We start from the raw sequence: 26,435 nt of genomic DNA on the forward strand, positions 1-26,435 counted from the left end.
AAGTAATATATGAAAAACAAGTTAGTATTTAGAGCCATGGTGTTAGGGGCTGTAGCATGTGCGTTTAGTGCGATAGGTTTTGCAGCAGATGTACAAAATGGGCATGGACAAGGTATTGCTGATTCTACTACAGAAGTGAGTGGGGCTAAACATGAAGCTGTAAGTTCGAATTGGATGGATCGTACGAATATCGCGGTAGGTATACAGTCCGGAGGTCACTCCAAATTAGATAAAGGTCATTTTTTAACGGATGATCAGAATACAATTTATAATAAGAAATCTGATTATAGCAATCTAACGAAAGCCTATATAGAAACATTGCAACCCATAACGCATTATGATGAGAACAGTAAAAGCATTCTGTTTGTACAGGGGCGCATTGGACGCGGTGGTGAGAAAATAGCGTCGAAAGAAATGCGTGGTTATCTTCTTCCTGAAGTAATAATCAATCGCTATGGACAAACTTCTTATACAAAAATAAATACGGATGAAAAATCATCCGAAACATTAGGGATTATTGGCTCTGTCGGTATTGGATATCGACGCCTTAGCCGAAATGAACATGCTTATGTAGGTGTTAACGCTTTTGTAGATCGTGCTTTCACAGGCAATTATAATCGTATCAGCGGTGGTGTAGAGTATGTGAATGGACTCAACGAAGTGTATGCCAATGTGTATCGAGGCCTTGGTGATAAAGATCTCGTAAAAGGTGGTGGCGGTAATCCATATCCTAAACGGTTATATCCTAATGGCTATCCAGATACATTCCCATATAATACCATTCCTAGTGAAAATTATAATACCTATGTAGGTGGTGGCGTGTTAGATGGCTATGAAATAGGGATTGTAAGATCCTTTAAAAATGCACGTTGGGCTCGTGCCTATGTAAATGGTTATCGTTGGAACGGCAATGGATTTAGCCATAAACAAGAATATAATTGGGGACGTCCAGGTCATTGGTCCGTGCCATGGTTTACTTCACGAAATGCTAATCATTATAAAGGCATTAAAATTGGTGCTGAATTACAGTTGACACCACATATATCTTTAGATATTGGGTATAACAATGCTAATAACATGTCGAAAGGTATGTATGGCACTCTTAAATATACATTAGGCACATCTAAATTTGCCTTCTGGGGTGGTAAGCATAGTGATGATACGATTACTACAGCTCGCTCTAAAATGCTAGATAAGGTACGTCGTCAAGACATGATTGTAGAGTCCTTTGATAACATTGAATATGATTATTTAGCGCCAATCGATCATCTATAATACCACTGTAGTTTAGATTATAGATATTAAATAAGACATGTAATAATAGGGAAGTAATTTATATGAGCAAGACATTAATGATAAAAGTAATGGTTTTAGGTGCTGTAGCATGTGCGTTTAGTGCTACAGGTTTTGCAGCAGATGTTCAAAATGGGCATGGACAAGGTATTGCAGATTCTACTACAGAAGTGAATGAGGCTAAACATGAAGCTGTTCGTTCTAATTGGATGGATCGCACAGATATCGTAGTTGGCGTTGGTATGAAAGATTCGAAAGAGATGCATACCCAGCACCATACTGTTTTTACAGTACCGAGACATGATCTACATACTGTAACTTCGAAAAATTCAAAATCTACTGAAATCAATAAATTGTATATTGAGACCTTGCAACCTATAACCCATTATGATGAAAATGCTAAAAGCGTTGTCTTTGTACAAGGTCGTATTGGGCGCAGTGGAGAAAAAATTTCATCTTATAAATTAGATGGTTATTTGGAGCCAGCCAGACCTGCAGGGACGTTTATAAGACATGATAAACAAACAGATACGAAAGAATCATTAGGAATGAATGCTAATGTTGGCATTGGCTATCGTCGTCTTAGCAAAGGTGAACATGCTTATGTTGGTGTTAATGCATTCTATGACCATGTGTTTAAAGGTGGCTATAAGCGTGTTAGTGGCGGTGTAGAATATGTGGCAGGCCTTAATGAATTTCATGCTAATCTGTACCGAAATCTAGGGACTGATGATAGAAAATATATAGGTCTCCATGGCCGTAGTGTTGTATTGGGCGATCCTACAGGATTGTATCCATATGGTATGGATCCTGATCAAAGTCTTTATAATTATGGTATAGCTGCTTATGAAAATCATTGGATGCTATCAGAAAAGGTTGCTGCCAGTGGATTTGATGTAGGATACTCACGAACTTTCAAAAATGCTCGATGGGCTCGTGTCTATGCAGACTATTATAATTGGCGTGGTAGAGAGGCTGTAAGAGTAGGCTATTATAAATTAAATAAGCGCGATGCTATTAAAGGGTTTAAAGTGGGTGCAGAATTCCATATTACACCACATTTTACTCTTGATGCGGGTTACCAAACGGCATCTCATCATTTGAGTGGTCCTTATGCGACCTTGAAATATACCATCGGTACATCCAAGTTTGCTTGGCGTGGTGGTAAACATAGTGAAAGCGCGATTACAACGGCTCGTTCAAAGATGCTTGATAAGGTACATCGCAGTGATATGGTTGTACAAGAGACTGTAGTAGAAACTTATGAACAGCAGTTTGTCGATGTTGGTTTATAGGAATTTCCGTATTCATTACCCTCATGATCATTTATAATAGTTTGGCCTATTCGTAGGTTATAAATAGGAGCTAGTACTTTATGTACAAGCTCCTTTTATATTCCTGATTATTTTTATTGTAATGCCTTTGGTACGCTGAGTTTTTTCCAGTTATCTAATTCAGGTATCTCCAAGGTGTTGATTGTTTTTTGAATCCAGTAGTTTAAGGATACTTCGTTACCTAACTGTTGTTCAAATAAATAGGTATTGCCTGGTGTATCGAGAGGTTTACCATCCTTGTCGATGGAGTGGCGCATGGATTCTTTCAGATAGAGTTGCACTCTAAAAGGATTGGCGTGATTGCCTCTGAAAATAAAATAGGAAGGGCCGATAAAGTCATGGGTACGGACATTAATTTGTTCGTACTTTTTGTCTTTTAAGCCTTGTAATGCGGTTTGTATCATGGCATTTGCATCGTCGTATTCTTCAAGCAAGAAAGCTTGTTGATCTACGTCGAGTACATAGTGCCAAGTTGGTTTTTCTTCATTTTTTTCAATAGACCAGTTATCACCAAATACAGGTAATTGATGATTATCATAGAGGTCTTTTAACAGATGTATAGCATCCTCTTTCTTGAATAGCGCTCGATAGATAATCTCTTGACCTTCTGTAGGGTCATATCCATGTAATCGTACTTGGTATGAATCTCTTGGCATGCGCTTTACATCTAGATTAAAGATGTTGCGTAATTTATCTGGAACGGATAGAAAATGATTGTAAAAGCTCAGTTTCATTTCTTCTTGTGATTCTAAAGCATGCTCGATGGTTTGCCAATCATATAAGGTAGTGTCCCATAAGAAGTCATCCATGTTTACAGATAAGCGGGCTGCATGTTGCGGCCATTCCGTATGACCAGGGCGTACTGTGGAGGTAGACTCTGTAAAGCCCTCTTTATAGTGCCAATGGCCATCTATTTCTTCGAAGGCTGCCAAGCGCTCTTCTGCTTCATTATCGATAGGGATATCCTTCAGCTCTTCATCAAGGTTTGCCTTATGAGATAGTATATATTGATGAGACTCTTCGTAATAGGCTACAGCGGTATCCAAATCAGGTTTTCCTGTAACATAGCCTTTTTCATAGGCATACCCTAAGGCAACTCGCGTTAAAGCTCGTGTAATATCATAGAAGAGAACACGATCCTCCTCTTCTAATGCGCGCTTTTCCTCATCTAGTACACGTGTTAAAGATTGTACACCGAAACGTATATTTTTCGTTACCCCTAAGCCATGGATTCTCATGTAACCAATATATGGTAAGGAGAACATAAAACGCTCTTTAGTGGCTGCCATGTGTGTTAAGTCTGCAATGAGACCCCAGTCGAGAGGTAGGTGACCAATGTGAAAGATATAGCCAAAGGCAGCTTGCAATGCAGCATAGCCGGCGTCGCTAAAATGCTTAGTAGCTGCGCGACGGTAGAGGCCGATTGCTTTTACAGGATTATACGGAATTAGGCGGCGTAGCTCTTTCGTATCATAAAAGTGATAGTAATAATCTGCTAATTCAGCGGTGCTTTCAGCTTGGCCCAAGGCGGCACCTTTCGTGAACCATGTGAAAGCATCCTCAAATTTTCCATGTTCATGACAGTCTAGGCCAGTGTAGAGCATCATAGTTGGATTACCTAGCTCAGCAGCCGTTAGTGCGACACGGCGCGCATTATCAAAATCGCCTTCGTCGATATAGATGTTACGTAAATTGCCTTGGAACATGGCAAGTCCATTGTTGAGGGCCTTGTTAAACCATTCTTTGGCTAATGTAGTAGCATTTTCTTGCAATGTTTCGTCTGAGACTGTGCCTTGTAAGGCTCCAATACGTTCTTGTATAGAACCTTTTTGTAAGCTTTGTTGAATCCGTTTTGCCCAGCTTAGGCGGGGCGGTGTAATCATATCCCGAGCTAAGCTAATGCGATCATCATCGCGCCAGAAAAAGACATTACCTATAATGTATTGGCAAAAGGCATCGCCTTGTTCAGCGTAGTCGTAAACGATACGAAATGCATCATTAAAGGATATTAACATATCCTTTTCAACCGTAGGTGTAATGGTTCCATTGATACGCAATGCTTGTAAGGTACCGATAGGACTACAGCGGCGAATGCTATCGTGCAAGCATTGATAGGTACGCATGTTATTTTCAGGGAAATTAGATTCCTCCCACGTAAAGCGTGGACCTGCGTAGATACGAGCCAATAAAGCATATGCATCAGCTATTTCTCGAGCCTCTGGATCATTGGCTATTTTTAATGCGTCCTCTTTGGTGTCGATTTCATTTTCTAAAGAGGTAGTCATATCATTTCTTAGCGCCCGATGATTCGGCTGCTCAGGACTGTGCTGATTATTTACAATCAGTTCTAATTGGCGCAAACCTTCTTGAGCCATTTCTTGATTGTATGATTTGAAAATCATGTGGAAGACCTTTTGTAGGCGTTCCGTAAAGTACTGTGCCATAAGGCCTCCTTTAATTAGTTACATTTACTATAGAATACGTATTTATTATATAACGAACGCGAGGGACCGTAAAAGAGGGATTAGAATAAAAAATCCCCTCTGAAAAAACTTTGAAATCACAATACTGTGCGTCCTGTAGTCTTTCAGAGGGGTCATATTTATCCTAGTTTATAGAGATAGATATTATTTTTTGTTGTAATCGCCGAACCATTTGTCGTAGATTTTTTGGTAAGTGCCGTCTTCTTTAAGTTCTTTAAGAGCTTTGTTAACAGCTTCTTGTAAAGCTTTGTTGCCTTTTTTCACGCCAAGAACTGTACCTTCAGCTTTAGTAGGTTCGCCTACGAGTTTAAGGTCTTGATCAGCACCTTGTTTGAGGTAGTACATAGCCACTGCGTTATCGATGATAGCACCGTCGATTGTGCCAGCTTTCAATTCCATGAAGATATTAGCATTGGAATCGATTTGTTTTACTGTTGTATTAGGGATTTTTTGAGCCATTTCAACAGGGATTGTACCGATTTGAGCACCTACAGTATGACCTGCTAATTCATCCATGTTGTGGATTGTTGTGTTGTCTTTACGAACAACTGTGATGAAACCACCTTGGTCGAAGTATACATCGGAGAAGTCCAATGCTTTTTCACGTTCAGGTGTAGCGTTGATACCTGCTGCGATCATATCGATATCGCCAGATTGAACTGCTGGAATCAAAGCATCGAAGCCCATGGATTTGAATTCCATTTTTAAACCTAATTTTTTCGCAATTGCTTCGGACAAATCAACGTCGAAACCAACGTATTTGTCGCCTTCAGTGAATTCGAATGGTGGGAATGTAGTTTCAGAACCTACACGCAATACACCTTCTTGTTGTGTCATTTTTGGTTTGTCATTGCCACAACCAGCCAATAAACCCATTGCTGCTACCGCTACGAGGGCGATGGCTGTCAATTTTTTGAACTTAAACATAGAAACCTCCTCAAACATCCATATACATGGTTTATCAAATTCTGTTTATATTGTACGGAATTTTACAATAATAGGCAATAACATTGTATAATTAAGAGTAAATGAGTTTTATATTTATCATTATATTTAAAATTTTTATTTAAGATGGCTCTCTCTTAGGCCATATTTTATAGTAATATAACATTTTCCATTTTAGGTTGTAGAGCATCTTCATTCTTTACAATCATTGACGTATATATGGAGGCACTATGTCCCTTATCAATACATTTTCTGATCTTTGTAAAAGCTTCGCACCTGATGCGTTTGCTATCAATTATACATTAGCTAAGAACCCCGAATTGTCGAGTCATGAATTTGAATCCGTCAAAACGATCGGCGCTGTTCTTGAAAAACATGGCATGGATGTTACCTATGAATTCTGTAATTTGCCAACAGCGTTCAAGGCTTCTGCTGTGAAAGTAGATAACCCAAAAGGTCGTTTGGCTATCCTTTGTGAATATGATGCACTCCCTGAAGTAGGCCATGCATGTGGTCACTCTGCCAGTGGCTCTATGAGTGTTCTGGCAGCATTAACACTACATAAAATGCAACAAGACGGCGTTGCTTTCAATATGGACATTGATATTATCGGTACACCTGATGAAGAAGCCACAGGTTGCAAGGTGGATATGTGTAACGCAGGGGTATTTAAAGACTATGATTTTGCTATCATGGTTCACCTTGATGGGGAAGAAACACGACCAAATTCACAATTCTTGGCGCTCGACTGTTTCCGCGCTCGCTATCACGGTAAACCAGCTCATGCAGCCGGTGAGCCTTGGAATGGTATCAACGCGGTAAACGGTGTGCAACTCGCTATTCATGCGATGGATATGATGCGTCAACAAGTACGACCTGAAAGCCGTATTGGTACATGGATCATTGCCGGTGGCACTGCATCTAATGTCATTCCTGACTTTGGCGAATTAGAGGTGACCGTGCGTCATACTGAACGGGAATATTTGAATGGTCTATCTGAACAGATTAAGAACATCTTTGAAGGGGCCGCTCTCTGTACTAGCACTACTGTAGATGTAGAGTTCTATGGCAATCCTTATGATGATATGAACCAAAACCATAGAGGAACAGCTCTCATTGAAGACGTAATGTCTGATATGGGCATTGATTTCAAGCCAGGCCCAGCAGATATCGGGGGCAGCTCAGACATTGGTAATGTTAGCTATCAATGTGCTGCATTCCACCCTAAATTGCGACTCGCTGGGGAAGACAAGGTGTGTCACTCTAAAGAATTCGCTGCGGCTATGCTAGAATCTACCATTGAACAAACAATTGTGGACGGTGCTAATATCATAGGCCGTACCTTGTTACGATTGGTAGAAAATCCAGCTGTATTAGAAGAAATCGTTGCTGAATTTAATGCATCTAAATAAAGCGTTTTCTATATCTATCAGGATGGCTGTAATAGTGTAGGTAGAATTCGTGGCCTTTTTCAGAGTTATTAATTATGGATGATAATGAGATGTTTCCATTTATGAAGCTCTGAATCTTGGTGAAATAGGCACCTAACTCACGTTCGTGATAATAGAGTGCCCAGACCACGTTATTTCCAGCGATGATTGGAATGTACTTAAACTCAAGGAATTCAAATAAACCAGCGATAGTGATATCATTTGGTACGGTAAACTCTTCGCGATGATGATTCATATCATCGCCTGCACAAACTGCATCTCGATCTATTATGATGCGCATATAATTTCACTTCCTATCTATGCCTTACATACTATCTGTGTATCCTTTTAACAGATATATTTGTAACTATTACTGTACTACTGATTGAAAATAATATCTATCTATTTATATACCGTATTAAAGGAGGCTTTATGTCCTCAACTGAAACATTACAAATTAAAAATTATATAGGGCTTACCGGTGATAAACCCATCCGATTCATTGCATCCGATGTAGATGGCACCTTGGTTAATGATGCGAAAGCAATTCCTGATGAGGCTATTGAGGCGATTCGTGCTGCTCGTGAAAGTGGGATTCGTGTAGCCATCGCTTCTGGTCGTGCTTGGAATGAGATGAACGATGTCATCGAGAAGTTGCCATGCTTACGCTACTTCATGTGTACTAATGGTGCTTATGTAATGGATAAGGAAGAAAAACGTTCGCTATTCCATGTAACATTTGATAAAAAGCAAGCCTTATATTTATTGCGTAAACTTTTAACCTATGGCGTCTATGTGGAGGCCTATGTAAAAGATAAAATCTATGGCATGTATCCACCATCTCGTTGTATTACGCCGGAACGTTTATGTGCCTGTGCAGATGAACGTAATGAGGGCGATGGCAGTAATACAAAGAGTTCTCATAGCGTAATGAATAATCATATTTCTGCTGATACAGAAGGTCATCTGCCTGGTGAAACCCATGATCACTATGCTTTGGTTGAAGGTGATGCAGCAGCGAATACAAAGATGTCTGAGTGTGAAGTCGAACAGTCTAATTTCTTCTTTAGACCTAATATTCGTCCATTTATCTTGGCAACACGTACGATGGTGCCTGATTTACTGGCTCATATGGAAGCCTTAGACGAAGGCCCTGAAAAGATGCAAATCTTCTACGGTGATGAGCCTATGCGCCAACACATCTTACAAGACTTACGCGATGAATACCAAGGTATGTCTCATGACGGTACAGGCCGTGAACGTTTTTATGATGTACTACTCTCTAGTGAAGGTAACTTAGAATTCGTATTACCGCATACCACAAAGGGAACAGCCGTTGAGGCTTTAGCCAATCATTGGGGCTTTAGTCCAGACGAAGTAATGTCACTGGGTGATAGTGAAAACGATCTATCCATGCTACGCTTTGCCGATGCTAGCGTTGCTATGGGCAATGGTAAACCGAATATTAAAGAAGCAGCGCGCTACGTGACTACAGATAATAACCACCAAGGTGTAGCAAAGGCTATCTATTCAGCTATTGCATACAACAATGAATTACTTAAAAAATAATAATCATATCTAAAATTAGAGATACTACCAGTTAAAAATAAATACTTTTAACTGGTAGTATAGGGAAATATATATTATTTAATTGTAAGAGCTTAATAGTAAAAGCGTCGGCATCGTAATAGAATTTATGACCCCTATCGTTGGTAATAGTTGATGTATAATCAAAGATCGGAGGTGATGTAAATGGGAAATCTAAAATTTCATATCGATGACACTTGTGTTAAGTGTGGTGCATGTGCCGTAGATTGTCCTGTTCAATGCATCACCAAAGGGGAGACTCAGTTTAATATTGGCAAAGGCTGTATCGGCTGTGGCGATTGTTATTCAATCTGTCCCGTTGGAGCTGTAAAAATGTCTAAACGCGAGGATCATAAAACATAGTCCATTGAAAGGCTAGAGTCCCTCGAAAGGTTAGAGCTTATTAAAGATTATTTCCTCGTATTAAGTTTGTTATATAGTAAAATCCGAACATTAAAATCTTTTCTATAAATTTCATACGGAATATATGGAGTCCATATACTTCGTATGGTATAATGAAATGTAATGAAATTTAGCGTTTTGCTCGAGAAAACGCACCGCCAGTACAGAAATGTATGGGCATTAAAAAATGGTGAATATACTTTCACAAATAGATGCATATGGAGGAAGGCATGGAAAACAAGGAATTTGTTATTGTTGTTGACTTTGGTGGTCAATATAATCAATTGATCGCGCGCCGTGTTCGTGAAAATCACGTATACTGCGAAGTATATCCATACAACAAAGCGCTGGACAAAATTAAAGAATTAAAACCGCAAGGTATCATCTTCACAGGTGGCCCTAACAGCGTGTATGAAGAAAACTCTCCAAAAATCGAAAAAGAGATTTTTGAACTTGGTATTCCAGTTCTTGGCATGTGCTATGGTATGCAATTTATGGCGCATACATTGGGTGGCGAAGTTAAATCTGCTGATAACCGTGAGTTTGGTAAAACACCTACTAAAGTGGACACTACATCTCCATTGTTCAAAGGCTTGGACGAAGACCAAGTTGTGTGGATGTCTCACGTTGACTATGTAGCAAAAGTTCCTGAAGGGTTCGAAATCATTGCGCACACAAAAGACTGCCCTGTTGCATCTATGCAAAATAAAGAACGCAAATTATACGCTATGCAATATCATGCAGAAGTATTGCATACTGAACATGGTAAAGAAATGCTTCACAACTTCTTGTATGAAGTGTGCGGCTTCACAGGCACATGGACAATGGCAAACTATGCAAAAACTGCTATTGATGAAATCCGTAACACTGTAGGCGATGGTAAAGTATTATTAGCATTGTCTGGCGGTGTAGATAGCTCCGTTGCGGCAGCTCTTATTTCTAAAGCTGTTGGCGACCAATTGACTTGTATCTTTGTTGACCATGGTTTAATGCGTAAAAACGAAGGCGACGAAGTTGAAGCAGCTTTCAAAGATTCCGGCATGCATTTCATCCGCGTCGATGCGGAAAAACGTTTCTTAGATAAATTGGCTGGTCTTGAAGATCCAGAAGCTAAACGTAAAGCTATCGGCGAAGAATTCATCCGCGTATTCGAAGACGAAGGCCGTAAAATCGGCTCCGTTGACTTCTTGGCACAAGGTACAATCTACCCTGACGTTATTGAGTCCGGTACTGGCGAAGCAGAAGTTATTAAATCTCACCACAATGTAGGCGGCTTGCCTGCAGTTGTAGACTTCAAAGGCCTTATCGAACCATTGCGCAACCTCTTCAAAGACGAAGTACGTGAACTTGGTTCTGAATTAGGTTTGGCTGACTATCTCGTATGGCGTCAACCATTCCCAGGTCCTGGTCTTGCTATTCGCGTAATGGGCGAAATCACGAAAGACAAACTCGACATCTTGCGTGATGCGGACTACATCTTCCGTGATGAAATTGCAAAAGCTGGTCTTGATCGCGACATCAACCAATACTTTGCAGTATTAACATCTACACGTACTGTAGGCGTTATGGGTGACTTCCGTACATACGATTACACATTGGCATTGCGTGGCGTAACAACAACAGACTTCATGACTGCTGACTGGGCGCGTATCCCTTACGACGTATTGGACACAATCTCCCGCCGTATCGTAAACGAAGTACAACACATTAACCGTATCGTGTATGATATTACATCTAAACCACCTGCTACAATTGAGTGGGAATAAAAATTAGAACAACATAGTATTTAAAGAATACATATACAAAGGCCTTTCATCATTATGGTGAGAGGCCTTTTGTGAAAGTAGTAGTTGCTCTAATTTATTTTGTTGTTGCTAGTAGATATCTTTAAGGAAATAAGGGTATGGAAACCATAAAAGAATTTTTAGTTAGTGACATATATTTAGATATTATAAAAGAACTAGGTGTAGACAACTTTAATCAAGATGTACAAAGTGTTGAAGTAGAAGAGCTAAAAAATCGATTAAGTCAGAGACAATTCTTACTAGAAGGCTTTAATTGTAAGGTGCTTTCAGAAAAAGAGATGGTGCAGTTTTACGAGCAAATGATAGAAGCATATGGAAAAGATATTATCGTTTGGTCTAAAAAGTTTTTGCAATATAGCGACGATACTATTGAGGAGTATCCTGATGGAGAATTTCCAAAAGGAGAGGAAATATCTGAGGAGGATGTATCAACTACAATTGAAATAGGAAAATACTCTATAACAAGTATTGGTTTGTATATAATTGAATTTGACCTCTTGAAGAATCATCAAGAGATAGTAGCTGACTATTATAAAAGATTGGGCATTCCTCGGGCCATGAAATATGCAAAAGACATGATAGCATTTTATAAAGAGGTTTTTACTTTAGGTATTTAAATATTAATGATTGAGGGCTGTTTTGTTACAGCCTCTTTTATGTTATACAAAAAAATTGGTATACTGATTTTAAGTTATAGATTTTGGTTTAAACAGTTGTTTGAAAATAGAGGTTCTATGAAAACGACAAGATCTTTTGGCGAGTATCCCAAATATTCTCTCCATGATGCAAGGGTACAGAAAATAGAATATGTAGATGATAGTTTAACTTTTACCTTTGATTATATTTTTTCTTATGAGAATGGTATTGAACAGACTCATAAGGCTCAAGTTGTATTTGAAAAATGCGATGTTGATGATCTAGAAATTCTCGTCTTTAATAGTACAATATTAGACACTTTCACAGGTAAAAGAATTGAATTACCTCAGTATCAGCAGGAGTATAGTGAAAGTGAGTTCGAGGTCATTACAGAGACTTATAACTGGGGTCGAGCTGTACTCCAAGGTTGGTTATGTACCGAAGGGAGTCCCGTACATTGTATAATGAACATATACTTTACAGGCGATATGGTATATGTAGTTGATGAGGGCTAATATGAGCGATTTAGATTTTACTATTTATTGCACCGTTACATTCTTTAGTAAGAAGATGGTGAATTCACCAAATTTAACTAATGGAAAGTATAGCCCTCAAATTGTTTTAAAAGGCATTGAGGAGCATCTTGAAGTCAACTTTATTGATGGTGAGGATGTTATCTTTGATCAGCCAATACGAGCTAATGCGCTTCCAATAAATGAGGATGTAGATTATTCTAGTTTACAAGAAGGTACTGAGTTCCTTATCATGGAAGGTAGTAATATTGTTGGAGAAGGGATTGTAAAAGAAATTTTTCAACATAAACCACATGAGAGAAAAAATTTTAGAGTATTATATCCATTGGTGGTTCTATAATCTTAAGAAGGAGCTTTTATGGCGATTACGTATACAGAAGAACGAAATTTTACGCCTCAACAAGTAGCAGAGTTGTTTCTATCTGTTCGTTGGGTAGTAGGCAAGTACCCTGAACGATTACATAAGGCTCTTATGAATTCATCGCGCGTGATTTCTGCATGGGAAGGCGACCGTTTAGTTGGTCTTATTCGTGTCATGGACGATAGCGAGTTGGTGTGCTTCATCAATTATGTACTGGTTCATCCTGATTATCATGGCCGCGGTATTGCAGGTCATTTGCTAGAAATGGTGAAAGAGGCGTACAAGTCTTACTTGTACGTTAATGTTATGATTGGTGATAGCAAGAATGCATCATTTTACGAGAAGCATGGCTTTAAAATAAAAGAAGATTCCTTGCCAATGCAATATCGTAATGTGCCGAAATATACAAAAAGATAATTGGTGGGATAATCTGTATAGCAAGTAAGTGGTCAAATTGTTAATAAAAGGCTACACGTACATAGCGTTACGTGTAGCCTTTGTTATGTAAACGGTATATACTAAAACGGATATGTAGATACGATGGAGAAGGATATGGATATTTTAATACGAAAAGCGACAACCTCTGATTTAGATTTGGTGACATATATAGAAGCAACTTGTTTTCCGCTTGCAGAAGCGGCGCCTCGTGAGGCTTTTAAGGAACGATTAGATCATTATGCAGGTCAGTTTTTAATTGCCTTTGACGGCGATGCACCTATTGGTTTTATCGATGGTTTTGTAACGGATGATGAAGTCTTGACGGATGAGATGTTCGCCGATGCTTCGCTGCATAATCCTAAGGGTGCGTGGCAAATGATTTTTGGTCTAAATACATTGCCAGAATATCGCAACCGTGGTGTAGGTGGTCAGTTAATAGAGGCATTTATCGATCTTGCGAGAGAGGAAAAACGTAAAGGCGTTATTCTAACCTGCAAGGAAGAAAAGATTCATTATTACGCCAAGTTTGGTTTTGTTAATGAAGGTGAATCTGTATCTGATCATGGCGGTGCTAAGTGGTATCAGATGCGTATTGTGTTCTAGCCATATAATTAAATACAAAAGAAGAAGCTGAAATCTTGCAGACTAGCATTGATTTCAGCTTCTTTTTGTTGGGAAGATATGTATTTTGAAGGAGTCTGATTAAAATTAATTAAATAATTTCTTTAACTTGCGCCACGCCTTTATCGGTCAGCATATAGTACCCATTCGTTACATACAACAAGCCTTGTTTCTTAAGGTGTGATGCGGCTTGGTGTGTATAGTCTGGGTTCCAGTTCAAGTGTTCGTGAATGGTGCCGATACCGTTTTCAATGGCTGCCACAGGTGTATTCATATGGGTATAGATGTGGCAGAGCATCATTGTTTCTCGATAGTGACGACGCAAGTGGCGTTGGCGAAGATAGGTTGCAATATAGCCTGTCTTTGGCGTGCAAATAACGGCAATTAATAATGCGAAACCAATCGTTGTTGCGATAGCGCCTGCAATGGATACGTCTAGGGTGAAAGCGACTTCAGTACCGATAACAGCACAGATAATGCCGATGATGATACTGCTAGTGAGCATGGCTTTCACAGAGTCTGTCCATAAATAAGCGATAACCGCAGGTCCGATCATGAGGCCGATAACGAGGATGGCGCCTACTGCTTGGAATGAAGCCACCACGGTAAGGGATACCATGGTCATGAGCACGTAATGGATGAGGGCAGGCATGAAGCCGAAGAGCCCTGCTAATAGAGAATCGAAGGTAGATAGCTGCAATTCCTTGTAGAAGAGCATAACTAATAGGAGGTTGATGACCGCTACCCCCAGGGAAATCCATAGAGATACAGGACCTAGGTCGGTGGAGTTTACAATCCATCTGTCGAACGGGGCGAACGCGATTTCCCCTAGAAGTGCCGTATCTACGTCAAGGTGTGCGTTGCCGCTGTAGAGACTGACGAGGATGATGGCAATGGAGAATAGAAGGGGGAAGATGATACCAATGGATGCGTCTTCGTTGACGAGGCCCGTGTTATGAATCATCTCTGTAAGCCACACCGTTCCTACGCCGACTACGGTTGCCCCTACTAATAGCAAGGGCGAGTTTAAATCTTTCGTTACAAAGAAAGCGAGAACGATGCCGAGGAATACGGTGTGCGTAATGGCGTCGGCCATCATAGACATGCGACGTAGCACGAGGAATACACCAGGGATAGCACACGCGATGGATACTGCGATGGCGATGAGTAAAATCTCTGTATGTACTGTCATGGGGCACCTCCTATGCGAGGCTGTCCACCCTCTGCTCTATATATCTTTTGTTGCAAATCGGCAGGACTTATCTTTGCGGTTTCTGATAATAAAGCTTGTTTTGATTGTTTGTTTCTACGATATTGCCACAAGATGCCTCTATTAGGTGCAAATATGAGGCTCAATAGTACAATAACCGACAGAATGACGATGATGGCAGGTCCTGTAGGCAGTTTTTGTACTGTTGTACTCCAAATGGTACCGCCTATAGCAGATACCATGCCGAAACATCCTGCTAGTATACACATGGTACCGAGCTTGTTCGTCCACTGACGGGCCCCTACAGCCGGTGCAATGAGTAGGGAACTGATCAAGATAGCACCTACTGATTGAATGCCGATGATGATGGTCATGATCAATAGAGAACGATATAAAATGAGTGTAAAGGTGACGGGAATTTGCAATGTTTTAGCGTATTCTACGTCAAAGGAAATGAGATTTAGCTCTTTCCAAAATAAGGCTGTTAAAACGATAATGATGAGCGCTGCCGCCGATGTAATGTACACGTCGCGGGCTAATATGGTGGCGGCCTGTCCAAATATAAATTTTGAAAGCCCCGCCTGACCTGCATTGTTTAGACTTTGAAGGTAGGTGAGTAGGACCATACCAAGACCAAAGAAAGCAGATAGTATAGTAGCTAGAGCGCCATCGAATTTGATTTTACTGTTTTCCACGGTGATGGTAATGAGCCACGCCGCAGTGATAGAGGACAGGGCGGCACCTATAATGAGTACCTCAATGTCTTTTATACCGGTCAGCAAGAATGCGATGACTACACCAGGTAGTGCCGCGTGAGAGAGGCCGTCACCGATGAGGCTTTCCTTGCGCAGTACAGCGAAGGTGCCCGCAATACCACTGGCAAGGCCCAAGAGAGCTGTACCGAGCAATACCATCTGTGTCGTATAGGATTGGAGAATGGTCATACAATCCTCACCTTGCCGTAGGTGCGTTCTATGGCTTCGTCAGTAAAGGTCTCTGCTACGGGACCATAGGCAACAGTTTGCTTGTTGACCATCGTTACCCAGTCGAAATATTGAGGTACCGTATTTAAATCGTGGTGTACGACGATGACCGTTTTGCCACGGGCTTTCATTTCTTGTAATAGGGAAATAATGGCATGTTCCGTCGTTTTATCGACGCCCTTGAAAGGCTCGTCCATGAGGTAAATATCTGCCTCTTGTACGAGGGCTCTCGCGAGGAATACACGCTGTTGTTGGCCCCCTGAAAGTTGACGAATTTGCCTGTTTACATAGTCGCTCATACCCATTTTTTCAATCATGGAGAGGGCTAGCTCCTTATCCTTTTTACTTGGTCGTTTGAACCAACCTAGATGACCATAGCGGCCCATAAGTACAACGTCTAATACGGTAGTAGGAAAGTCCCAGTCTACGCTACCGCTTTGAGGTACATAGGCGATTTTCTTGTAATCCTTTTTGCCCATTGCAAGGTGGTGGTCGATATAAAACTTAACACTACCTGAGATAACTGTTAATAGGCCTAACATGGCCTTTAATAATGTAGATTTACCGGCTCCATTAGGGCCGACGATGGCCGCTAAGGAACCGATGGGTACCTTCATATCTACGTCCCATAATACGGGTTTTGTCGTATAGGCTACGGTCATATCTTCAACTTCAACGGCCCATTCCATAGAGACCTCCTTTTATCAATAGTGCTACTATCGCTGTATTGTTAGTAGTACTTGTACTTACATAGGACGTACACTGTATGTCGCCCTTGTTTTGAAACGTTATTTGTTATTTAAGTGCTTTAGCGATGGTATCGATGTTGGCTTTTACCATACCGATATATGTGCCGCCTTCAGTGCCTTCAGAACCGAGGGAGTCGGAGTATAATTCGCCACCGATGGCAACGTTCCAACCTTTAGCTTTAGCTGCTTCTTGAACGGCTTCAATTGTTTTGTGCGGTACAGAAGATTCTACGAAGATCGCTTTAATTTTGTGATCTACGATAAATTGAACAAGTTCATTCACATCTTGTGTGCCTGCTTCTGTAGCAGTACTTACACCTTGCAAACCTTTTACTTCAAAGCCATAAGCACGAGCAAAGTATTGGAAGGCGTCGTGTGCTGTTACGAGAACGCGAGATTCTTTAGGAATTGATTCTGCTTGCGCTTTGATGTATGCATCTGTTTCATCTAATTTAGTGAGGTATGCATCATACCGTTTCTTGAAATCCTCTTTGTGAGCTGGATCTGCTTTCGCAAGACCTTCGTATACAGCTTTTGCTGCAAGTTTCCAATTCGCTACATCGAACCAAATATGAGGGTCTTTAGTTTTCACGCCATCTTCTTCGTCAAAGTCGAGTAGAGTAGCTGGATCAATGGCGTCGGATACGCGGATAGTAGCTTTATTTTGTTTTGTTAAATTGTCAAAAATGGAACCCATTTTACCTTCTAAGTGAATGCCGTTGTACACCACAACATCTGCCTTAGACATAGTTGTTACATCGCCGGCGCTAGCTTGGTAGAGGTGAGGGTCCACGCCAGGTCCCATAAGACCTTGTACAGACACATGGTCACCGCCAATTTCTTTTACTAAATCCGTTAACATTGTAGTAGTAGCTACAACATTTAATTTTTTCTGACTGTCTTGTGCTGCATCCTTACCACAGCCTACAAGGGCTAATAACATAAGTGCTAATGATACGACGACTAATACGACTCGGTTGAACTTCATAATAAACCTCCTTTTATGTATTAAATAATCAATCTGAATTACTAAATTTAAAAGCTAAAAAACATATAGATTAGTCTTAATTCCAAGGGCTACCCATATAATGTCTTGATGAAAGGAAAGACTACCTATATTTAAGCAGAAGAATAGCCGCTACTAACGTAGTGGCTATTGGCAGTTATACGTTCTTCTGCTAGGGTCATAATCATTTAGTGAATAAGAGCTTGTAGATGGTTAGGCCCAATGAGGGCAATGAGACCAAGTACCATCATGACCTTCATTTGAATACGCTTTCTACGTCTCATGATGAACCTCCTTTGTGTAGTTTTTTGTCATATCTACCTGATATGTAAGTCCGAACAGTTATCTTGTGTTCAATATATCATAAATGAGAAATTTTATCAATAAGAAAATGTTCTTTAAATATTCATCTTTATTTAGTATGATATTATTCATAGACTCACAATAATTATTTTAGGAGGCTTATTATGAATAAATTATTCAGATTCACTGCAGCGGCTTTACTTGTTGCATCTTTTGGCGTATTGGGTAATTATACAGCTGATGCAGCTAAGTTCTTAGAATCTCCTCGCGAAGTGGAAATTGTAAAACCTGAGTTACCTGAGGTTCCTCAAACAGCTACCGTAGCACCTACTATGCGCGTACGCTTTTTGATTGATAAAAAAGGGAATGTTAAAAATGTATTCGTGGAACGTTCTTCTGGTTATGCTCCAGTTGACGAAGCGGTGAAAAAAGCCATTTTACAATGGAAGTTTACACCTGCTATTGGTATGGACCAAAAGGCTCATGAATCTATTATTGGAATGACAATTACTCTACCTAAACATGCTGTAACAGCTAAATAAGGAGAATGTGATGAAAAAAGTGTTGCGTTGTACTGTGTTATGCGCATTGTTTGTAACTAGTATGGTAGCCTCTGTGTTGGCAGCTCCATTCCAATTGCCTGTAGCCATATCTACTCCATCTGTAGATCAAATTAATATTGCTGGTTATGGCGATTCGATTCAAAGTGCAGATGTGCGTTTTACCATCAATGAAGATGGCTCTGTAGGGGATATAGAGGTTGTAAAATCTAGTGGGGTTACTGCTCTTGATGAGGCTCTTGTTGAGAAAATCTCCACATGGCGTTTCAATCCGGCTACAGACTCCAATGGTAATCCTGTGGCATCTTCTAAAACTGAATATATTGATTTTAGAAATTAATAGAAGGCACTCATACATTGTATGGGTGCCTTTTTATGTGCTGGTGAAAGTACTTAAGGGTTTAATTATATGGGGTGAAAGTATTTTGTGGTTCAATTATCTTGGGAAATGTATCCACAGCAACTGAAAATTACTTTCAAAATAAGTATAATAAATGTATATTTAATATAGTAATAATATATTGTATATACTAATAGTCTTTGACCCTTGGAGGTATAAGCATATGAATCCATTACAGCAAAAGCTAGACATTAATAACGAACGGTATAGAATTATTGTATCTATTAAAGAGGATTATTTAGATGGTAAATTGTCCTTGGAAGAGGGCAATCGTATTTTGAAAGAAAAATTAGGCACTTGCACGCCTGACGAGTTTGCTTATGCAGAGCAAAGTTTGAAGGGTGTATATAAGGATGAAGAAATCCTAGATAAGATGGATGATCTATTGAACTTATTTGATGGCGTATTAGTGCGCGCTGAAAATGAATACCCTGAAAATCATCCATTATGGGCATATTTGGAAGAGATTAATGCCGTTGAAAAGGTAGCTCTTGAAGCGGATGAATTGTTGAAACAAGATAAGTTTATTAAAAATCCTTGGCTTGGTGTATTTGATTCCCTAGCACAATGGCGTATACATCTATCTCGTAAACAAAATCAATTATATCCAATGCTTGAAGAACATGGCTTTGATCGTCCTACGCGTATTATGTGGACCTTTGACGATGGCGTGCGCGATGCCATCTCTGCGTCCTATGCATTGCTTCGAGAAGATAAATACGAAGAATTTTTAGCATCCGTTCCTGAAACACTGGCAAAGTTACGTGATTTGAACTCTAAGGAGTTAGAGGTTTTATTGCCAACATCTTTTAAATTATTAAGCGATGAAGAGTTTGTGCGCATGAGCAAAAATGACCATGAAATCGGTTATGCTATTATTAACGCACCAGGTTTATATGTCGTGCCAGGTATTAACGATTCCGCAGCCTCATTAAATGGAAATGCTGCTAGTCAAAATAGTGCAGTATCTAATGAGTTTCTAAATGATTTAGCAGGCTTATTATCTAAGTATGTAGGTCCTGTAGGTGGAGCACAAGTTGGTAAGGATGCTGTCCTCGATGTGGCGACAGGCAAATTAACCTTAGAGCAAATCAATTTGCTGTTCCGTCATCTTCCAGTAGATTTGTCTTATGTTGATGAAAATGAACTTGTTAAGTTTTACAGTGATACGCCACATCGTATATTTCCTCGCAGTGCCAATGTTATTGGTCGTGAAGTGAAGAATTGTCATCCTGCTAAGTCTGTTCATGTTGTAGAAGAAATCGTAGAGAAATTTCGATCTGGTGAGCAAAACCAAGCTGAATTCTGGATCAATAAACCGGGATTGTTTATCTATGTTATCTATACAGCGGTACGTGATGAAAATGGTAAATTCCGCGGTGTCTTAGAAATGATGCAAGATTGTACTCATATTCGTGAACTTGAAGGCTCTCGTACCTTGTTGACTTGGGATAAGACTGATTTTGTAGGAAGTACAGATAATAATAGTAATGATAAATCCCTAGCTCAAGAGGCCGCAGAAGAGGTTGATGAAGAACCACTTACTACCGATGCAGATGGAAGATTCCATATCGATGCGAAGACTACGCTATCTAACTTGATTAAGCAAAGCCCTGAAGTGGTAGATTATTTAATTTCTTTGAACCCTAAGTTTGAGAAATTGAAAACTCCGATGGTAAAGGTTATGGCTAAGGTGGCTACTATAAAGATGATCGCAGAGCGTGGTGATTTTAATGTAGATGAGCTAGTCGGCAAAATCGATGCCTTCATTAATAAAGCTAGAAAATAAATATGTTGCACTAATTTAAGATAAGCATGCATTAATTTCTTATAATTCATCTCTTTTGTGTATACAAATTTGTCTGAAAAGGGTACAATAAAACATAATGAAAGTATTTGCCGAGGCAGTATTTTCTTATCTTAAACTACTTTTACAAGAGAAATTACGTATATATTAAAGGTGAGGATCTGGATACTATGTCGACAAGACGCGTTTGGAAGCAAAGTGAAATTAAAACAAACCCATTATTTTCTAAGATGCGCAGTACTATTGAAACTGCATTTTATGGAAACAATGTAACGCCTATTACATCTGTGGCACAAGCGTACCAATTGGCCACTGAAGAACCTGGTGTTATCGTCCTCGATATGCCTGTATATAAACCATGCGAGCAAGGTTTGCCAGCTGATGCAAAGGTACTAGTTACAAACGATGGTAAAACTACAGGCCGTTATGCAAAAGCTCGTCGCATTATTGGCGATGAAGGCATTGACGAAGTGGAACTTGCTAATATTGCACGTGATGCAGTCTATGATAGCCGTGGTAAAGAATGGATTTCTGCTGATACTATCGTAGGTCTTGATAAAAAATTTACTGCTCGTGCGCATTTGATGATTCCAAAAGACCATGCATCCATTTTGTATTCTTGGATTATGAACTTTAAGTTCTTTGATGCAGCTGTAAAAGAGTTCTACAATGATAGCGTAGAAATTCCAGAAGGCGACATTTATATCTATTCTGATCCTGAATATGTGGTACCAGGTCATCCAGGTGGGCTTGCTATTTTTGATCCAGCTCATAATTGCGCTATGATTCTTGGTATGCGCTACTTCGGTGAGCATAAAAAAGGTACCCTTACATTGGCATGGTCCTTGGCGAATCGTTTCGACTATGTAGCATGCCACGGCGGTATGAAACGTTACAATCTTGACAATGGTAAAAGCTATACAATCGGTGTATTTGGCTTGTCCGGTTCTGGTAAATCTACATTAACTCATGAAAAGCATGATGGTCGTTATGATATTTCTATCTTACATGACGATGCGTATATCATCAATACTAATGACTTGAGTTCTATTGCTCTTGAACCTACATATTTCGACAAAATGCAAGATTACCCTGTGGAACATCCGGCTAATGAATTCTTGTTAACACTACAAAACGTAGGCGTAACTATGGATGAGGATGGCCGTAAGGTTGTGTTGGCAGAAGATGTGCGTAATAACAATGGTCGCGCTATTAAATCTCAATTCTGGACAGATAATCGTGTAAACTACGTAGATCAACCAGTTAATGCCATTGTATGGCTTATGAAAGATAAAACGTTACCACCAATCCTTAAAATTAATGACCCTGTTTTGGCATCTACAATGGGCGCAACACTTGCTACACGTCGTTCTACTGCTGAAAAACTCGATGCCCATGTGGATCCAAATGCACTTGTTATCGAACCATATGCAAATCCATTCCGTACATATCCATTGGTTCGTGACTATGAAAGCTACAAAAAATTATTCTCTGAATGTGGCGTACAATGTTACATCATGAACACAGGTTTCTTCTTGGAAAATAAAATTCCTAAAGAGGTAACTCTTGATTTATTGGAACGTTTGGTAGAAGGTGCATTGGACTTCAAACCATTCTATAAATATGAAAACCTCTCTTATGTTGAGGTTCCTGGTTTTGAACCACCATTCCAAGTGCGTGAATACCATCACCAATTACACAAAGCTTTCGAGTTCCGCTATGACTATGTAGAAAAACTTATTGGTCATAAAAACGAATTGCCACAAGAAGTATTGGATGTATTAAAAACTCTAATGTAGTCTCAAAATTTATTAAATCCTCAATATAATATTGAGATTGTCTACTCAAAATTTATTAAATCCTCAATATAATATTGAGATTGTCTAACTGCTCAAATAAAAGGCCCTCCTTGTGGAGGGCTCTTTCTTTTGTGGTAATATATACTTATGATAAATCAATAATGTTTTGTTATAAGGTGTTTTTATGGATATAAAGGATATTAAATATATAAGTACCATCGTTGAGATGGCATCATTTTCAAAGGCGTCTAAAAAACTATATATCTCTCAACCTGCATTGAGTCAAAGTATTCGTCGCATTGAGGCTGAATTAGGTGTACCTTTATTTGCTCGAGATCGGACAAAGGTTGTACCAACCGCTGCAGCCTTACAAATTGCTAAAGAGGGTATGCCTTTAGTAGGAAAGGTAGAGGCTTTAACGCAGTCGATCATTAATCAAGGGTCTGATGCGGCTTATCATGTGCGTATTGGATTATCTCAATTCTATGGTCACCATATGTTGGGAAAAACATTGAAGAGCTTTCAACAAATTGAGCCATCCTGGGAATTTCATGTAGTAGAAGGGGAGTCCCATTTTTTGGAGCAACAAATTTGTGATGGATTGGTTGATGTAGGTCTATTTCCAACACCAATTTACTCGCAAGCTCTTGAAAGTTATCCTGTGTTAGATGAGCAAATTTTATTAGCTGTTAGTGTAGAGAATAAAAAAGCTATAGCTATTGCTGACTCGCTTATGACACCGAATGGAATACATGAGATAGCACCATTTGGGTCTTTCCCTTTTATTCTCATAAGAGAAGGCCTTAAGTTGCGAACCTTGGTAAATCGTCTATGTCAGGCTGAATCCTTTGTGCCTAAAGCGGTTATTGGTTCTGAAAATCTTGACACTTGTAGATCCTTGGTAGAAGATGATTATGGTATTACATTCTTGCCGAGTACACTTAATAGTAAAGGTGATGATGATAAAGTTAAATTCTATCCTTTAGCATCGAAACTATGTTTCCGTCAATTAGTTCTTGTAGCGAGATCAGATAGAGCAAAGCGATTCCATTTGCCTGAAGTGGCTCAAGTTATGCAACAATTCTTATAAATTATACAGATGGAATGTTAGAGTATTAAGTACTGTTTGCAAATAATAATTCATATAAAACAATATATAAATATAGTATTCTATAGATAAAAGAGGTTAATTCCCTAAGTTCGCAGGAATTAACCTCCTTTGCTTTGTGAAAGAAAACTGAAAATATCGAATTTGATAAATATAGCAATTACGATGTTCTTTGAAGCAAATGAGTCAAAAAATTCTCAAAAAATAATTGACAAATGCCCTGTCAAAAAATATACTTAAATTAGGTTAAAACATATTTAGGAGATAGGATTTAAAACCCACAAGTGTGGTGGATTTAAAAAATAAAAGTAGAATATGTTTTCTTATTATTGTTAGTTGGCCTACGTAGGCCCCTAGGAGGTTTATTATGAATAAAGATGTGGAAAACAAAAATACCCATGACCACAGCCATGGCGAACATCATCACCATCATGATCATGACCATCATCACCATGACCATGACCACTGCCATTGTGGCGGTCACCATCACGATCACGACCATGATCATCATCACGATCACGATCATGAACATGGTCACGACCATAGTCATGCAAAGGCTATGCCGACGGATAAATGGGTGCCACACACTCATGAACCAGGGGTACCTCATGAACATGGCGTAAATGACTACATGAAAGCTGTTGCAGAATACCGTAAAACTTGGCCTACAAAACAAGATGTTATCGAACAAACACCAGATCCTGCTGTGCGCGAAATGATCCTTCGCATGGAGCAAATTGGTTGCGATACAGTATTTGACCGTTTCGATAAACAACAACCACAATGTACTTTTGGTATTGCAGGCGTATGTTGTCGTGTTTGCTTCATGGGTCCATGTAAAATTACACCTAAGAGCCCTCGTGGTGTCTGCGGTGCTGATGCTGACCTTATCGTAGCTCGTAATATGACACGCGCAGCCGCTGGTGGCTTAACACAACATGGTGCGCATGCTCGCGAAATCTTGATTTCTTTGAAAGCTGCTGCTAACGATCAATTGGATATCCCAATTTTGGGCGAAGAAAAAATTCGCACAGTATGTAAAGCTTTTAACATTCCTGAAGAAGGTCGTTCCTTAAAAGAAGTGGCTAATGACTTGGCAGATGTTCTATTAGAAGATTTGAGCCGTGCATTGCCTGGCGAATATAAAACAATTACAGCGTTAGCTCCAGCTGAGCGCCGTGAAGTTTGGAAAAACCTTGATATCTTACCTATTTCTGCGTACAATGAAGCCTTTGATGCATATCATCGTACTTGCGTAGGTACAGATGGCGATTGGGAAAGCAACATGAAACAATTCTTGCGTTGTGGTCTTGCTTTCACATTCACAGGCGTAGTAGCTGCGGACATCGCAACAGATGCATTGTTCGGTCAAGGTGGTCGTCGTACATCAAAAGTTAACATCGGTGCATTGAAAAAAGGTTATGTTAACATCGCTGTTCATGGTCACTTGCCAACATTAGTATCCCAAATTTGTACAATTGGTGCCTCTGAAGAGTATTTAGAAAAAGCGAAAGCTATCGGTGCTAAAGGTATCCAATTCTACGGTATCTGCTGCTCTGGTTTGTCCAGCATGTACCGCTACGAAAACGTTATTCCATTGTGTAATGCTATCGGTGCAGAACTTGTACTTGGTACAGGCGCTCTTGATTGCTGGGTAGCTGACGTTCAAGACGTATACCCTGCTATCATGGACGTAGCACGTTGCTTCAACACAAAAGTTATCACTACATCTGATGCAGCTCGTTTACCAGGTGCAGAACACATTGGTTACGATCACCATCATACTAACTTGTCTGAAACAAAAGCATTGGCTCGCAAAATCTTGGATCGCGCTCTTGAAGCTCATGAATTGCGCAAAGGCATGCCTGTATTCATTCCGCCATACGAAATCACTGCTGAAGTTGGTTTCTCTCCAGAATCCACTGTTAAACATTACGGTTCCTTCAAACCATTGGCAGAGGCTTTAAAATCTGGTAAAGTTCGTGGTATTGTAAACGTAGTAGGTTGTTCCAACCCTCGCGTTATTTATGAAAAAGCAACTGTAGATATTGTTGATACACTTATCAAAAATGGCTGTATCATCTTAACAAATGGTTGTGCATCCTTCCCATTGATGAAACTTGGTTACTGTAATACAGATGCTATTAAGAAATGTAGCCCTGCATTGCAAGAGTTCTTGGGCGATGATCAACCACCTGTATGGCATGTCGGCGAATGTGTAGATAATGCACGTTCCTCCGGTATTTTTGCTGGTATTGCTGGTGAATTAGGTCTTAACTTACCACAAATGCCATTTGCTATGTCTAGCCCTGAATGGTCTAACGAAAAAGGTATCGATGCATCCCTTGGCTTCCGCTTGATGGGTATTAACTCTTACCATTGCGTTGAGCCACCTACACAAGGCTCTGATGCTGTTACAAAATGGCTTAAAGAAGACACTAAAGACATCTTAGGTTCTGTTATGTATGTAAATACTGATCCTGCTAAAGTAGCTGAAAAAATCTTAGCTGATATCGATGCTAAACGTGCTGCTTTAGGTTGGGCTGAAGTAAAATAGTTTATCCTTTGATAGATTATAATTTGTAGTTGCGTATAAAAACACCCTCTATAGATCTTATAGTTATTATGACTATTAGAATTAA

General features: G+C 39.7%; 24 protein-coding genes. 17 read left to right on the forward strand and 7 right to left on the reverse strand.

The features are described from left to right. Nucleotides 1-9 precede the first annotated feature (9 nt). Nucleotides 10-1,275 carry an inverse autotransporter beta domain-containing protein gene (locus EL171_RS00845; RefSeq protein WP_005387574.1) on the forward strand — a complete coding sequence of 422 codons (1,266 nt, stop codon included), beginning with the start codon at nt 10-12 and terminating at the stop codon, nt 1,273-1,275. A gap of 62 nt (nt 1,276-1,337) precedes the next feature. Continuing rightward, nucleotides 1,338-2,588, forward strand: coding sequence for an inverse autotransporter beta domain-containing protein (locus EL171_RS00850; protein WP_005387576.1), 1,251 nt, complete (start codon nt 1,338-1,340; stop codon nt 2,586-2,588). A gap of 113 nt (nt 2,589-2,701) precedes the next feature. On the opposite strand, the gene EL171_RS00855 is transcribed toward EL171_RS00850, so the two are convergent. Further along, a complete protein-coding gene (locus EL171_RS00855) occupies nt 2,702-5,071 on the reverse strand; it encodes a tetratricopeptide repeat protein (protein ID WP_005387577.1) in 2,370 nt (789 codons plus the stop codon). Between the two features lie 183 nt (nt 5,072-5,254). Continuing rightward, the gene (locus tag EL171_RS00860; RefSeq protein ID WP_039969510.1) at nt 5,255-6,037 is read right to left on the reverse strand and encodes a basic amino acid ABC transporter substrate-binding protein; all 783 of its coding nucleotides are present in this window, start codon (nt 6,035-6,037) and stop codon (nt 5,255-5,257) included. Between the two features lie 248 nt (nt 6,038-6,285). On the opposite strand from EL171_RS00860, the gene EL171_RS00865 reads away from it, so the two are divergent. Further along, nucleotides 6,286-7,467, forward strand: coding sequence for an amidohydrolase (locus EL171_RS00865; protein WP_005387579.1), 1,182 nt, complete (start codon nt 6,286-6,288; stop codon nt 7,465-7,467). Here EL171_RS00865 and EL171_RS00870 read toward each other — a convergent pair. Further along, the gene (locus EL171_RS00870) at nt 7,460-7,786 is read right to left on the reverse strand and encodes a hypothetical protein (protein WP_005387587.1); all 327 of its coding nucleotides are present in this window, start codon (nt 7,784-7,786) and stop codon (nt 7,460-7,462) included. The genes EL171_RS00865 and EL171_RS00870 overlap by 8 nt on opposite strands. 131 nt (nt 7,787-7,917) lie before the next feature. Here EL171_RS00870 and EL171_RS00875 point away from each other — a divergent pair, with 131 nt between their 5' ends. The 8 genes from EL171_RS00875 (at nt 7,918) to EL171_RS00910 (ending at nt 13,850) form a co-directional block, all read left to right on the forward strand. Next, nucleotides 7,918-9,054, forward strand: a complete 1,137-nt coding sequence (locus EL171_RS00875) for an HAD family hydrolase (RefSeq protein WP_005387589.1) — start codon at nt 7,918-7,920, stop codon at nt 9,052-9,054. 183 nt (nt 9,055-9,237) lie between these two features. Continuing rightward, a complete protein-coding gene (locus tag EL171_RS00880; protein WP_005387591.1) occupies nt 9,238-9,435 on the forward strand; it encodes a DUF362 domain-containing protein in 198 nt (65 codons plus the stop codon). Nucleotides 9,436-9,704: 269 nt separating this feature from the next. Further along, the gene (gene guaA / locus EL171_RS00885; RefSeq protein ID WP_039969514.1) at nt 9,705-11,240 is read left to right on the forward strand and encodes a glutamine-hydrolyzing GMP synthase; all 1,536 of its coding nucleotides are present in this window, start codon (nt 9,705-9,707) and stop codon (nt 11,238-11,240) included. A gap of 137 nt (nt 11,241-11,377) precedes the next feature. Continuing rightward, complete coding sequence (locus EL171_RS00890) at nt 11,378-11,896, forward strand: hypothetical protein (RefSeq protein ID WP_005387595.1); 519 nt, start codon at nt 11,378-11,380, stop codon at nt 11,894-11,896. Between the two features lie 117 nt (nt 11,897-12,013). Further along, the gene (locus EL171_RS00895; protein ID WP_039969653.1) at nt 12,014-12,430 is read left to right on the forward strand and encodes a hypothetical protein; all 417 of its coding nucleotides are present in this window, start codon (nt 12,014-12,016) and stop codon (nt 12,428-12,430) included. 1 nt (nt 12,431) lies between these two features. Beyond that, complete coding sequence (locus EL171_RS00900) at nt 12,432-12,788, forward strand: hypothetical protein (protein WP_039969517.1); 357 nt, start codon at nt 12,432-12,434, stop codon at nt 12,786-12,788. Between the two features lie 18 nt (nt 12,789-12,806). Then, the gene (locus EL171_RS00905; protein ID WP_005387600.1) at nt 12,807-13,226 is read left to right on the forward strand and encodes a GNAT family N-acetyltransferase; all 420 of its coding nucleotides are present in this window, start codon (nt 12,807-12,809) and stop codon (nt 13,224-13,226) included. A 135-nt stretch (nt 13,227-13,361) separates the two neighbouring features. Continuing rightward, the gene (locus EL171_RS00910; RefSeq protein WP_081442688.1) at nt 13,362-13,850 is read left to right on the forward strand and encodes a GNAT family N-acetyltransferase; all 489 of its coding nucleotides are present in this window, start codon (nt 13,362-13,364) and stop codon (nt 13,848-13,850) included. Between the two features lie 109 nt (nt 13,851-13,959). On the opposite strand, the gene EL171_RS00915 is transcribed toward EL171_RS00910, so the two are convergent. The 4 genes from EL171_RS00915 to EL171_RS00930 all read right to left on the reverse strand — a co-directional run bounded on the left by EL171_RS00915 (nt 13,960) and on the right by EL171_RS00930 (nt 17,798). Then, complete coding sequence (locus tag EL171_RS00915) at nt 13,960-15,060, reverse strand: metal ABC transporter permease (RefSeq protein WP_005387602.1); 1,101 nt, start codon at nt 15,058-15,060, stop codon at nt 13,960-13,962. Continuing rightward, on the reverse strand, nt 15,057-16,022 hold the full coding sequence (locus EL171_RS00920) for a metal ABC transporter permease (RefSeq protein WP_005387603.1): 966 nt from the start codon (nt 16,020-16,022) through the stop codon (nt 15,057-15,059). The genes EL171_RS00915 and EL171_RS00920 overlap by 4 nt, the downstream gene beginning before the upstream one ends. Continuing rightward, a complete protein-coding gene (locus EL171_RS00925) occupies nt 16,019-16,750 on the reverse strand; it encodes a metal ABC transporter ATP-binding protein (protein WP_005387605.1) in 732 nt (243 codons plus the stop codon). Before EL171_RS00925 ends, EL171_RS00920 begins: the two co-directional genes overlap by 4 nt. 106 nt (nt 16,751-16,856) lie before the next feature. After that, nucleotides 16,857-17,798 carry a metal ABC transporter solute-binding protein, Zn/Mn family gene (locus EL171_RS00930; protein WP_005387607.1) on the reverse strand — a complete coding sequence of 314 codons (942 nt, stop codon included), beginning with the start codon at nt 17,796-17,798 and terminating at the stop codon, nt 16,857-16,859. A 485-nt stretch (nt 17,799-18,283) separates the two neighbouring features. Between EL171_RS00930 and EL171_RS00935 the strand changes: the two genes are divergently transcribed. From EL171_RS00935 to cooS, 6 genes are all read left to right on the forward strand, one after another. Continuing rightward, complete coding sequence (locus tag EL171_RS00935) at nt 18,284-18,661, forward strand: energy transducer TonB (RefSeq protein ID WP_005387612.1); 378 nt, start codon at nt 18,284-18,286, stop codon at nt 18,659-18,661. Nucleotides 18,662-18,671: 10 nt separating this feature from the next. Further along, the gene (locus EL171_RS00940) at nt 18,672-19,019 is read left to right on the forward strand and encodes an energy transducer TonB (RefSeq protein ID WP_039969520.1); all 348 of its coding nucleotides are present in this window, start codon (nt 18,672-18,674) and stop codon (nt 19,017-19,019) included. A gap of 223 nt (nt 19,020-19,242) precedes the next feature. Beyond that, nucleotides 19,243-20,868 (forward strand): PAS domain-containing protein, encoded by a 1,626-nt coding sequence (locus EL171_RS00945; protein ID WP_005387614.1) that lies wholly within the window; start codon nt 19,243-19,245, stop codon nt 20,866-20,868. Nucleotides 20,869-21,056: 188 nt separating this feature from the next. Next, complete coding sequence (locus EL171_RS00950; protein ID WP_005387616.1) at nt 21,057-22,685, forward strand: phosphoenolpyruvate carboxykinase (ATP); 1,629 nt, start codon at nt 21,057-21,059, stop codon at nt 22,683-22,685. A 226-nt stretch (nt 22,686-22,911) separates the two neighbouring features. Next, nucleotides 22,912-23,775, forward strand: a complete 864-nt coding sequence (locus EL171_RS00955; protein ID WP_232013635.1) for a LysR family transcriptional regulator — start codon at nt 22,912-22,914, stop codon at nt 23,773-23,775. Nucleotides 23,776-24,160: 385 nt separating this feature from the next. Further along, nucleotides 24,161-26,350, forward strand: coding sequence for an anaerobic carbon-monoxide dehydrogenase catalytic subunit (gene cooS, locus EL171_RS00960; RefSeq protein ID WP_039969522.1), 2,190 nt, complete (start codon nt 24,161-24,163; stop codon nt 26,348-26,350). Nucleotides 26,351-26,435 lie beyond the last annotated feature (85 nt).

Source organism: Veillonella dispar (assembly GCF_900637515.1).
Lineage (GTDB): Bacteria > Bacillota > Negativicutes > Veillonellales > Veillonellaceae > Veillonella > Veillonella dispar.

Bases quoted from the DNA above. Each gene is read 5' to 3' on its own strand.
- EL171_RS00845 (WP_005387574.1), top strand. From the start codon at position 10: ATGAAAAACAAGTTAGTATTTAGAGCCATGGTGTTAGGGGCTGTAGCA.
- EL171_RS00850 (WP_005387576.1), top strand. From the start codon at position 1,338: ATGAGCAAGACATTAATGATAAAAGTAATGGTTTTAGGTGCTGTAGCA.
- EL171_RS00855 (WP_005387577.1), bottom strand. From the start codon at position 5,071: ATGGCACAGTACTTTACGGAACGCCTACAAAAGGTCTTCCACATGATT.
- EL171_RS00860 (WP_039969510.1), bottom strand. From the start codon at position 6,037: ATGTTTAAGTTCAAAAAATTGACAGCCATCGCCCTCGTAGCGGTAGCA.
- EL171_RS00865 (WP_005387579.1), top strand. From the start codon at position 6,286: ATGTCCCTTATCAATACATTTTCTGATCTTTGTAAAAGCTTCGCACCT.
- EL171_RS00870 (WP_005387587.1), bottom strand. From the start codon at position 7,786: ATGCGCATCATAATAGATCGAGATGCAGTTTGTGCAGGCGATGATATG.
- EL171_RS00875 (WP_005387589.1), top strand. From the start codon at position 7,918: ATGTCCTCAACTGAAACATTACAAATTAAAAATTATATAGGGCTTACC.
- EL171_RS00880 (WP_005387591.1), top strand. From the start codon at position 9,238: ATGGGAAATCTAAAATTTCATATCGATGACACTTGTGTTAAGTGTGGT.
- guaA (WP_039969514.1), top strand. From the start codon at position 9,705: ATGGAAAACAAGGAATTTGTTATTGTTGTTGACTTTGGTGGTCAATAT.
- EL171_RS00890 (WP_005387595.1), top strand. From the start codon at position 11,378: ATGGAAACCATAAAAGAATTTTTAGTTAGTGACATATATTTAGATATT.
- EL171_RS00895 (WP_039969653.1), top strand. From the start codon at position 12,014: ATGAAAACGACAAGATCTTTTGGCGAGTATCCCAAATATTCTCTCCAT.
- EL171_RS00900 (WP_039969517.1), top strand. From the start codon at position 12,432: ATGAGCGATTTAGATTTTACTATTTATTGCACCGTTACATTCTTTAGT.
- EL171_RS00905 (WP_005387600.1), top strand. From the start codon at position 12,807: ATGGCGATTACGTATACAGAAGAACGAAATTTTACGCCTCAACAAGTA.
- EL171_RS00910 (WP_081442688.1), top strand. From the start codon at position 13,362: ATGGATATTTTAATACGAAAAGCGACAACCTCTGATTTAGATTTGGTG.
- EL171_RS00915 (WP_005387602.1), bottom strand. From the start codon at position 15,060: ATGACAGTACATACAGAGATTTTACTCATCGCCATCGCAGTATCCATC.
- EL171_RS00920 (WP_005387603.1), bottom strand. From the start codon at position 16,022: ATGACCATTCTCCAATCCTATACGACACAGATGGTATTGCTCGGTACA.
- EL171_RS00925 (WP_005387605.1), bottom strand. From the start codon at position 16,750: ATGGAATGGGCCGTTGAAGTTGAAGATATGACCGTAGCCTATACGACA.
- EL171_RS00930 (WP_005387607.1), bottom strand. From the start codon at position 17,798: ATGAAGTTCAACCGAGTCGTATTAGTCGTCGTATCATTAGCACTTATG.
- EL171_RS00935 (WP_005387612.1), top strand. From the start codon at position 18,284: ATGAATAAATTATTCAGATTCACTGCAGCGGCTTTACTTGTTGCATCT.
- EL171_RS00940 (WP_039969520.1), top strand. From the start codon at position 18,672: ATGAAAAAAGTGTTGCGTTGTACTGTGTTATGCGCATTGTTTGTAACT.
- EL171_RS00945 (WP_005387614.1), top strand. From the start codon at position 19,243: ATGAATCCATTACAGCAAAAGCTAGACATTAATAACGAACGGTATAGA.
- EL171_RS00950 (WP_005387616.1), top strand. From the start codon at position 21,057: ATGTCGACAAGACGCGTTTGGAAGCAAAGTGAAATTAAAACAAACCCA.
- EL171_RS00955 (WP_232013635.1), top strand. From the start codon at position 22,912: ATGGCATCATTTTCAAAGGCGTCTAAAAAACTATATATCTCTCAACCT.
- cooS (WP_039969522.1), top strand. From the start codon at position 24,161: ATGAATAAAGATGTGGAAAACAAAAATACCCATGACCACAGCCATGGC.